This is a genomic window from Sulfolobus sp. B1, assembly GCF_007050195.1.
In the GTDB taxonomy this organism is placed as follows: domain Archaea; phylum Thermoproteota; class Thermoprotei_A; order Sulfolobales; family Sulfolobaceae; genus Saccharolobus.
In genome coordinates this window covers 1-9,166 of the sequence record NZ_QIMI01000065.1, presented here as the reverse complement: position 1 = coordinate 9,166, position 9,166 = coordinate 1, and the positions used below count along the sequence as shown (strand labels likewise).

Here is a 9,166-nt window from a genome sequence, read left to right as displayed (position 1 = left end):
CTATATATTTAAAACATATACTTAAATTTATATAGAACAAATTATCTTGTGTGAATCTCTACTACGTCTTTATCTTCTAGAACATGAGTAGGACCAACTTTTTGCCCTTGGAATTTAACCGATCTACCCCAGACTCTAGCATATTTAAAATTATCTGCTAAGGAGGAGTGCAATTTTTTTGCAACATCCAATACAGTAGACCCTCTTTTCATGATTAACGGATCATCAGTGGGATCTTCACCAGGTTCTTTAGTGTATACCCTAATAATTTCAAGCATTTCAAACATAATTTTAGGTAATACTTCGATTTGACTTAGAGTTATACAAGGGAGATCAATAATGTTTAGTTTTGACGGAGATATTATGACAGCTGGTTTATAACTCACAGCTTCAAATATTGACTTCTCTATATCATCCATACTAACTTCTCCTATTATCTTAACTATAGCCGATTTTATCCCGAAGCTCTCAATATACTCTCTAACTGCCTTTTCGTCAGCATCTATTATTTTTCCTAAATTAACTACCCTTATACCAGATAGCCCGTATCTAGTCCTTTCAATTACTACTTTACCTCTAGGCTTCTTTAGTAAGATATAATTATCTTCTAAAAATCTTCTTATGGTTAACAACTCCTCTTCATTATTAACTCCAATGATTACCTCATCAGCATTCCTTATTAGCCCAACTATTTTGGGCAGAGGTAAGCTTTTAGGAGGATTAATCAACTGAATTTGGACGTCTTCATACTTAACCATACCGGGTATAGGTAATTCTCCAAATTCTTGTTTAACATTGGTTAATTTTCTCATAACCTGCGATCTGAGAGAAATGTCACCAATAATTATAGCCTGTCCAGCACCTTCCTTTTCTACGAATAACGAGAATCCACTACTCTTTTTACTCTTTTTTACTTCTATTTCTTCCCTTAACTCAGCCATTCGCCTTTTTGCCCAATATACTAGATTTTCAGTTCCCTTATGCTTAGGGACCTCCTTTAGGAATTCTTGCAGAGCTTGTAATTTTTCCTCTGGGGTCTTAGCGTCCATTACCTTTAACCATTTTGCCTTAGCTTCAGCAGGCAGATTGGTTACCATAACCTTTCACTCTCCTTTTCTATATAATATAATGGAGCAATAGAACGTAAAATTTTCCATGTCCTTCTTATGATCGGAGGAGGGAAAGTAGTTTTTTTATAAACATTTTTTAGCCAATTTATAGTCTTTTGATCGCTTGGATAACCACTACCGAAATCACCATACTCTTCTTTGAGCTTTTCAATATACCTATCTCTTATTACTTTAGCTATTATACTGGCTGTACTACTCTCGATGAAGTTCTCATCGGCCTTATGAACTACGTTAGGCTTATATCCTAACCTTAAAATCAAATCAATTACTGGTTTCTCGCTTCCAACCTTATCCACTGTAACAATATATGGAGAGAAACTTGATAAGGAGTATATTATCTTAATTACTGCACTATAAGTCAAATCATTTAGGTTAAATCTATCTATCTCTTCTGGAAACACCTTAACCACTGAAAATGCCTCGACTAAGCTAACTATAATACTAAATAACTTCTCCCTTTTCTGCCTAGACAGTTGCTTACTATCTCTAACACCTATGCTTTTTAAAACATTTACTTTACTATCATCAATCACAACCCCAGCAACTACCATTGGCCCTATTAAAGATCCTCTACCAGCCTCGTCTATTCCTATTCTCATATCCTCAATGAAATAACTAACTTTGCCTCCTTTTTACCATTTTTTACCCTTTCATTCTGATAACTCTCATTAATCTCTACATCAACAATACTTGAGATGTTGGAGACTAGTTTTTTAGCTACACTCTTACTAATGAAATAGTAATCAACGCCTTCTCTCCCTTCAATCACATCAGATATGCTATCTATTACTTCTTTAGAAAAGAACGACTCAAAGAAAGCTCTCTTCTTATCATCTACTCCGATTGAGTTTCTACCCCTCAACTGAACTATTGCCTCGAAATACTTCGTTTTCTTTCTAAAACAATATATGCACAATGACCTTTCAATTTCTAAATTCACTATAGCCTCACGTGAGAAAGGAATTCCCTTTAATTTACCTTTGAATTCTACGGTAGTAAAAGTATGACCTCCTTGATCATTCCAGATACTCTTTATACTAAAGCTAAACTCTTCTACGTTTCTATCTATAGTAATTTTGTTTGACAATTCCTTGTAAACTATTTCCTCTACGGCATTAGTGGGATGAGAGTTAGAGTCCCTTATCCATTTACCATTAATCCAAAGAGCTCCGCAAATCTTACAGTATTTTCCACTTATTCTCTTTGGCAATATTATTAATTCGTTCTTTTTCAAATAACAATCTGGACATAATGAGCCTATTAATTCTACGTCCTCTTTTCCGCACATTACACAGAATTTCTTTCCCATGCGTATCACATATTATATACTTGAGCTATCTTTACTCCGGCTATGTTTAGCACAGAATCTTTATGAACTATTCCCCTCTTTATAGCCTCTTCAACCGCATCGTTTCCTACAATACTCATAACAGTAGCCTCATCTATCAATGAAAATGCATAATCTATCTCCACTAGTTCCCCGCCATAAAACTTCTCACTAACGTCTAGCACCAGATCTCCTTCTCTGAATATCTTACCTAGTAATTCCTTTTGGCAAACGTTTATTAGAGTCATATCTTGGGTCTTAATTATGTTCAATAATACCTTCATATAGGCTTCACTGGCGTTTGCGCTCCACAAGCTAGGCAACTTATATACCATCCTTTCTTTTCTTTCTTTAAAATGGTATCTAAGCTCTTACATGTACTGCATTGTACATAACTCTTCAAGAATCTCTCCATCAAAGTATTGATTACTTGGGATGAGAACTTACCTTGGATAACTAATTCTCCCCTTTCACTTACACTTCCAGCTGCAGCTAGCTCTTTTAGCAAGTATTTCATGCATATCTTGTCTTCCCTTCTAATCCTATCACAATATTCTGAGAAATTCCTTATTATTGTATTATTTCCTATATTTAATATTATTAAATTTGGTAGGGCTTGAGTACCTACCTTATGAGCCTTGTCTGGTAGCTTTGTATAAAGTCTATCTAACATTTCAAGATATTCCTTTTCTGATCTCACAATAAATCTATAAGCGTCTGGGGTTTAAAATACTATTGAAGAATTATGAAAAAGGTATACATTGAGACTTACGGCTGCACATTAAACAAGGCTGATTCGTATATAATGATGACCTTATTAGAGAAGGAAGGTTATGAATTCGCAAATAGTCCGGAGGAGGCTGAGATTACAATACTAAATACATGCGCTGTTAGGCTAGAAACTGAAGAAAGAATGAAACAAAGAATAAAGGAGCTAAACAAAGTTTCAAAAAAGCTCATAGTAGCTGGATGCATGAGCAGTTCTGAGCCTGGGGCTATTATATCTATTGCCCCCAATGCTTCATTGATTGGACCTCAAAGTATCGATAGAATACTAGAGGTCGTAGGATCTGAGGAAAGAAAAATAATCTTAGAAGGAGATAAGGCGATAACAACTCCAAGAATATTTGATGGAAAAATTGCTATTATTCCAGTAGCGGACGGATGTGCTGGGAACTGTAATTTTTGTATAACTAAAATAGCTAGGAGTAAGCTAAGGAGTTATCCACTGAGAGAAATAGTAGACACTGCAAGATACTCCATACAAAAAGGTGCAAAAGAGATTGAGCTAACTGGCCAAGATACTGCTGCATATGGTTTGGATCTTGGTGGTAAAGTAAAGTTAACAGACGTTGTAAGAGAGGTAAGTCAACTAGAAGGGGAATTCATGATAAGAATAGGTATGATGACTCCTGAACAAGCAATGAGAATTTTGGATGACCTTATAGAGGTATTAAAAGAACCTAAAGTTTACAAATTTGTCCATTTGCCCGTTCAAAGTGGAGATGATAATGTATTAAAGCTAATGAACAGAAAATATACTGTTGAAGAGTATAGAGAGCTCGTAAGAGAAATAAGGAAGAAGATTCCTATCGTTAATATAACTACTGATATAATCGTAGGTCACCCTGGAGAAGACGAAGAGGCGTTTAATAACACATTAGAGCTCATAAAAGACTTACGTTTTGAGAGGATTCATATAGCAATGTACTCTATGAGACCAAATACCAGAAGTGCTTCTATGCCTCAAGTTCCAGATGCAATAAAAAAGGAAAGAGTAAAAATAGCTAATAAGTTATATGAGGATATAGCGCTTTCCATTCACTCTGATTACATAAATAAGGTGAGCAAAGTAGTAACTACTGAACTAGGTCGTAAAGGTTCAGTTATAGGAAGGACAATTAATTACATCCCGGTAGTCATAAAGGATACCATGGTCGAATTGGGAATGTGGTATAATGTTAAAATAACAGAGGCTTCATTTTATGATCTCCGTGGCCAAATACTGGAACCCATTTTATAACTTCTTTCTCGTTAAACTAGAGACCTTTGATGATATTAATTCTCTCTCTGCCTTTTCTAAAAACTTATATATAGTACTGTGTTCTTTACCGTATATTAGTAGCTCTATAGCACTTCTTGCTATTTTCACTTGATCATATACTCCAAGGATTCCAATGTAATGTTCATATATGGATATGTAGACTCCAGTGTACTCTTGTATTATCTTCTTGGATTTTCCTTTTTCTCCAATAACCCTTCCCTTAACTCTTCTAAGCGTATTTGGATCGCTACCCACGTAATTTTTAAGATCAATCACCTCAATTGTATACTCGTCACTTAATAGTTTAAAGGCGATATCCTCAGAGAAACCTAAACCTATAGCTCTTATTACAGATATAGCCTTAAAGGCGTCATAAGAATTCTGCCCCTTTGGTATAATATTAAAGGCCTTAGTGACCTCGTTATACTCTATCTTAGTATCCGTAAGTTCTTCCAATTTGTTTATAATTTTTTTAACATTTTCTAATTTCTCATCCTCTACAGTCACGAACAAGATTATCATTCCCCAGAAATTAGGCTTAATATTATCTCTTCTTTAGGCTTTATATTTATTCCCTTGCTTTCAAAAAAGTTATTTATGTTCTCAATGTCTCTCTCTAGCAATTTCAATGCCTCATCATGGTCAATCGATATTGCTTGACTTACGTCAATAATATAACATTTCTCATTAAATACCATCACATTATACTCGCTTAAATCCCCATGTACTAATAACGCTCTTTTAACCATGATATGTATTTGGGATATCAAATCTTCATATAGACCCTCAGTTATTTCTTCGTCACCTAGCTCCTTAAGAAGAGGTGCTCTCAATCCGTTCTCGCCAATAAACTCCATTACTAATATATTCTCATATACCATGATTGGTCTTGGAACCCTTACTCCAGCTTGATACATCTTACTAAGATTCTTGTACTCCTTGCGAGCCCAGGTATTTATTAATTGCTTAGTATTACTAATTTTGACATCCTTGAACCTTATATCCCCCTCAGTGTATTTCTTTATTGCTCTTTTGCTTTGGGCAGTCGATGTGTAGTATATTTTTATAGCATAATATTTACCTTCAATCGTCTTGGCAGGATAAATTCTAGCCTCTTTGCCGGATGAAATAGCTCCAAAATATGCTTCTATATTTAAACGACGGGCAATTTGGATTAAATTGAAATAAGTTCTAGAATCAATCGTGGAATCTACTACTTTAAATAGATCCTCGTCTTTAAGTTTCTTCTCCTCCTTAGTCTTTTTATCGATTCCGACCAATTTTATCCTCTTAGTTGATCTATAACTTCTCTTGATATTACTCCTTCATTTATTAGCCTCTTTATTTCATCATTCTCATATCTATGCACTATGTCACAACGGTTTGGTTGAAAATCCCAAATTCCTACTAAAACCACATCACCTTCTTTCATCCAAACTTTTTTCCTTATTTTACCTGGTATTCTAGCTAGTCTTTCTTTTCCATCCATACATAATACTATGAGATGATCCCCGCCTAGCATCTTTTTAACGACACATATAGTTTCTCCCTCTGTTGGCATAGGAACGTCTCTATTTGAAGGCTGTTGCGCTCTATCCTTTTTAGGCAATTACATAACCACCTACATTAGTAGATAGTATATTACGCATAAAAAATTACTTGATTTAAATCATAAGCTCTATCGCCATTGCCGTAGCTCCTCCAATTCCATGACATATGCTTGCAATTCCCCTTTTTCCATTCATCTTAGATAATACATTAATTAAAGTTGTAATAATTCTAGCCCCACTAGCACCTATTGGATGACCTATTGCAATTGCCCCACCAAACACGTTTAGTCTATCATAAGGTATTCCTAAGTATCTATTAACAAGCACATTATTTATGGCAAATGCCTCGTTATTTTCAAAATAATCAAAATCATTTACCTCCATTTTCAGTTTATTTAATAATTTCTTAATTGCATAAATAGGAGCCTCAGTAAATCTCCAACTTTCTATCCCAGTCCAACTATAACCCAATATTTTAGCAATAGGCTCAACTTTCAATTCCTTTACAGCTTTTTCGCTCATAATCACTAATGCCGAAGCACCGTCAGAAATTTGAGAAGAATTTCCTGCAGTATGTACACCATCTGGATTGAAAGCTGGAGATAATTTTGAAAGTTTTTCTAACGAGGTATCTGGTCTAATACCCTCATCTCTATCTATAATTTTTCCATTCACATTTACTTCAACTATTTCAGATTTGAAATAACCCTTAAGTGTAGCCTCATACGCTCTTAAATGACTTTGATAAGCTACCTCATCTAATTCTTTTCTGGAAACGTTTTGTGACTTAGCTACCATGTCAGCCTCTTGTCCCATTAGCTTCATATTAAATGGATCAGTTAATCCATCAACTAGCATAGTATCAATTAAATCTAGCTTTTTTTCCATTAACATCTTAACCCCCCATCTTACATCTGCTCTAACAGCAAACATAGCTTGACTCATACTTTCAGTTCCTCCAGCTACTACGATATCAGCATCACCACTCCTTATCATTTGGGATGCAATTATTACACTCATCATGCCCGAAGAGCACACCATATCTGTTGAAAACCCGTCTATCTCATATGGTATTCCAGCCCTTATCGCACACTGTCTAGCTATATCTTGTCCGTGTCCGGCTCTTAGCACATTTCCCATGATGGCTATGTTGACCATTTCTGGAGAGACGTTGGCTCTCTTTAAAGCTTCCTTTATAGCTATCGTCCCTAAATCGACTGGCGATAAATCTTTTAATGACCCAGCAAATTTTCCTATCGGCGTTCTAACAGCTGAAACAATATAAACGTTCTCATTCATACTATATTTGTTTTTACTTATAGCTTTTAAATTTTTTAAACATAAAACTTCACAGTTAAAGTTTCTCACTTCAATACTCTTGGGTAGTCAACATTTTCCCATTATTACCTAAAATATTACAAATTAGGTTTTATTAGTTCCCCAGCTAATGGTAAATTATACTTATCGCTGAAGCTTTTTATTACAGTATAATAAGAGCTTAAGACCTCTCTATTCTTTTCGTTCTCTAAAAATACCTTAATTTCATCATACTGCTTAGCGTAAAGGAGCCTAAAGAACCTATATAATATTCTCTTAGGTTCACTGAGGATTTCCTCGGTAACTAATAGATTAGGTTTAGGTATCATCGTTAATGTTAAATGTATACCATCTAACAAAGCTATCATAGCTATCTTATACGCACTATATTCCCTAGTAGGCGATTTCTTGCTTGCTTTTACTTCAACATAATACTTCACACCATCCTTATACGCTTCAATATCATGCGTTGGCATATCAACTGACTTTATGTTTTCAAAATTAAATTGCTGTAAGACTTTTCTCGCTCTATATTCCATTGCAAACCCAATAATGATCCCTTTTGCTCTCATCAACGCATAGTTTATCTCCTCTTCATCAAACTCATAGTTTGTCAGTATCTCATGAATAGGATCCATAGCAATATTAGGAATTAGTAAAAATAAAAATTTAGCACTTTATTCTAATACCACCTAATCTCTTCTTCCCCTCTTCTCTAATACTGATAACTTCTTCTCCAGAAACCTTTGAGGAATCCATACCGTATTTTCGATATAGGTCTATTTCAAAATTATATTCTGTATAAATACCTACCTCGTTTAATTTTTTATTCGCCTCCTCTATATTTATTGAATTCTTAACTATCTCATAAAGTATTGTAGTATTTGCTATCTTAATGGGATCTAAGAAAAACATCACTGCTGATATGGGTGAAACGAACACTTTCCTAGTTCCGTTCCTTATATTAACTTCTCCGTAAGCTCCTTTAAAAGCATAGTAAGGAATTCTTGAAGCTTCAGTATTAACTTCATTAAGCACTCTTTCAACTAACTCTGCCGATTCCTCGTCATATCCTTTAATATCCATGAGTCCATTTAACGAGGCTATCTCGCTTATCCTCTTAAGAAAATAGTCATATGGTAACTCTCCATCACTCCCACTACCTATTACTCCTAAGACTACTTGATAACCTTCTTGCTTGAGCTTAACTAAAGCTGACAGAGATATAAAGTCTATTAAAGGGCTTCCTAAAGTTTCCTCACAACCTTTTGCTAGCACATCCCCTCCTGCATCAACGCCCACTATTAGATCAATGTCATTTTTTAAAATAAAGTCCTTTAAACATTTATAAAGACCTATATCTCCACCTCTATTGCATATTCCATAACCCTTAGGAATTTTTAGAGAATTTAAAAGTCTGACCAATTGCGGAATTACTTTCTTACCTCCCCTTATAGCGTAGGACATTGGACTAACTTCATAAATGCACTCATTTACCATATTGGCGTTAACCATATCCTCAAAACAAATTGGTCCAGGCAATGGATCTTCTATATAGCGTTCCCAGATTATTGAGCCTAAAATTACTTCATAACCTAATTTTCTAAGATAAGAATACGCTACCAACGCAGATACAGCATCTCCGCCTCCACCAATACCAAATACGAAAGCCTTCATGAAATTCTTTTAAAAGTTTCTCCGCTTTATACTTTTACCTAAGACGTATTATTTTACGGAAATATATGTCTTGAATTAAATGGTATTATCTGAAATCTCTCTCATATTTATATTCACCAAA

12 protein-coding genes are annotated in these 9,166 nt (G+C 34.8%); 1 reads left to right on the top strand and 11 read right to left on the bottom strand.

What is annotated here, in order from left to right:
• Nucleotides 1-41 precede the first annotated feature (41 nt).
• The 5 genes from DMP16_RS05835 to DMP16_RS05815 are packed head-to-tail and all read right to left on the bottom strand — an operon-like array spanning nt 42 to nt 3,130.
• The gene (locus DMP16_RS05835) at nt 42-1,097 is read right to left on the bottom strand and encodes a TGS domain-containing protein (RefSeq protein WP_069284002.1); all 1,056 of its coding nucleotides are present in this window, start codon (nt 1,095-1,097) and stop codon (nt 42-44) included.
• A complete protein-coding gene (rnhB, locus tag DMP16_RS05830) occupies nt 1,091-1,729 on the bottom strand; it encodes a ribonuclease HII (protein ID WP_069284001.1) in 639 nt (212 codons plus the stop codon). Before rnhB ends, DMP16_RS05835 begins: the two co-directional genes overlap by 7 nt.
• Nucleotides 1,726-2,439 (bottom strand): 60S ribosomal export protein NMD3, encoded by a 714-nt coding sequence (locus DMP16_RS05825; RefSeq protein ID WP_069284000.1) that lies wholly within the window; start codon nt 2,437-2,439, stop codon nt 1,726-1,728. The genes rnhB and DMP16_RS05825 overlap by 4 nt, the downstream gene beginning before the upstream one ends.
• A 5-nt stretch (nt 2,440-2,444) precedes the next feature.
• Nucleotides 2,445-2,741, bottom strand: coding sequence for a DUF424 domain-containing protein (locus tag DMP16_RS05820; RefSeq protein WP_069283999.1), 297 nt, complete (start codon nt 2,739-2,741; stop codon nt 2,445-2,447).
• Nucleotides 2,738-3,130, bottom strand: a complete 393-nt coding sequence (locus DMP16_RS05815; RefSeq protein WP_231961303.1) for a translation initiation factor IF-2 subunit beta — start codon at nt 3,128-3,130, stop codon at nt 2,738-2,740. Before DMP16_RS05815 ends, DMP16_RS05820 begins: the two co-directional genes overlap by 4 nt.
• A 72-nt stretch (nt 3,131-3,202) precedes the next feature.
• Here DMP16_RS05815 and DMP16_RS05810 point away from each other — a divergent pair, with 72 nt between their 5' ends.
• Nucleotides 3,203-4,480 (top strand): tRNA (N(6)-L-threonylcarbamoyladenosine(37)-C(2))-methylthiotransferase, encoded by a 1,278-nt coding sequence (locus DMP16_RS05810; protein ID WP_069283997.1) that lies wholly within the window; start codon nt 3,203-3,205, stop codon nt 4,478-4,480.
• On the opposite strand, the gene DMP16_RS05805 is transcribed toward DMP16_RS05810, so the two are convergent.
• The 6 genes from DMP16_RS05805 to DMP16_RS05780 all read right to left on the bottom strand — a co-directional run bounded on the left by DMP16_RS05805 (nt 4,475) and on the right by DMP16_RS05780 (nt 9,045).
• Nucleotides 4,475-5,023: an RNA-processing protein gene (locus tag DMP16_RS05805; RefSeq protein ID WP_069283996.1), complete on the bottom strand. Its 549-nt coding sequence runs from the start codon at nt 5,021-5,023 to the stop codon at nt 4,475-4,477. The two genes, DMP16_RS05810 and DMP16_RS05805, sit on opposite strands and share 6 nt — an antisense overlap.
• The gene (locus tag DMP16_RS05800; RefSeq protein WP_069283995.1) at nt 5,020-5,781 is read right to left on the bottom strand and encodes a serine protein kinase RIO; all 762 of its coding nucleotides are present in this window, start codon (nt 5,779-5,781) and stop codon (nt 5,020-5,022) included. The genes DMP16_RS05805 and DMP16_RS05800 overlap by 4 nt, the downstream gene beginning before the upstream one ends.
• 2 nt (nt 5,782-5,783) lie before the next feature.
• A complete protein-coding gene (locus DMP16_RS05795; protein ID WP_069283994.1) occupies nt 5,784-6,110 on the bottom strand; it encodes a translation initiation factor aIF-1A in 327 nt (108 codons plus the stop codon).
• Between the two features lie 55 nt (nt 6,111-6,165).
• Nucleotides 6,166-7,371 carry a thiolase family protein gene (locus DMP16_RS05790; protein ID WP_185957822.1) on the bottom strand — a complete coding sequence of 402 codons (1,206 nt, stop codon included), beginning with the start codon at nt 7,369-7,371 and terminating at the stop codon, nt 6,166-6,168.
• A gap of 95 nt (nt 7,372-7,466) precedes the next feature.
• Complete coding sequence (locus tag DMP16_RS05785; RefSeq protein ID WP_069283992.1) at nt 7,467-8,006, bottom strand: hypothetical protein; 540 nt, start codon at nt 8,004-8,006, stop codon at nt 7,467-7,469.
• Nucleotides 8,007-8,037: 31 nt separating this feature from the next.
• Nucleotides 8,038-9,045: a DUF1152 domain-containing protein gene (locus DMP16_RS05780; protein WP_069283991.1), complete on the bottom strand. Its 1,008-nt coding sequence runs from the start codon at nt 9,043-9,045 to the stop codon at nt 8,038-8,040.
• Nucleotides 9,046-9,166: the final 121 nt, after the last annotated feature.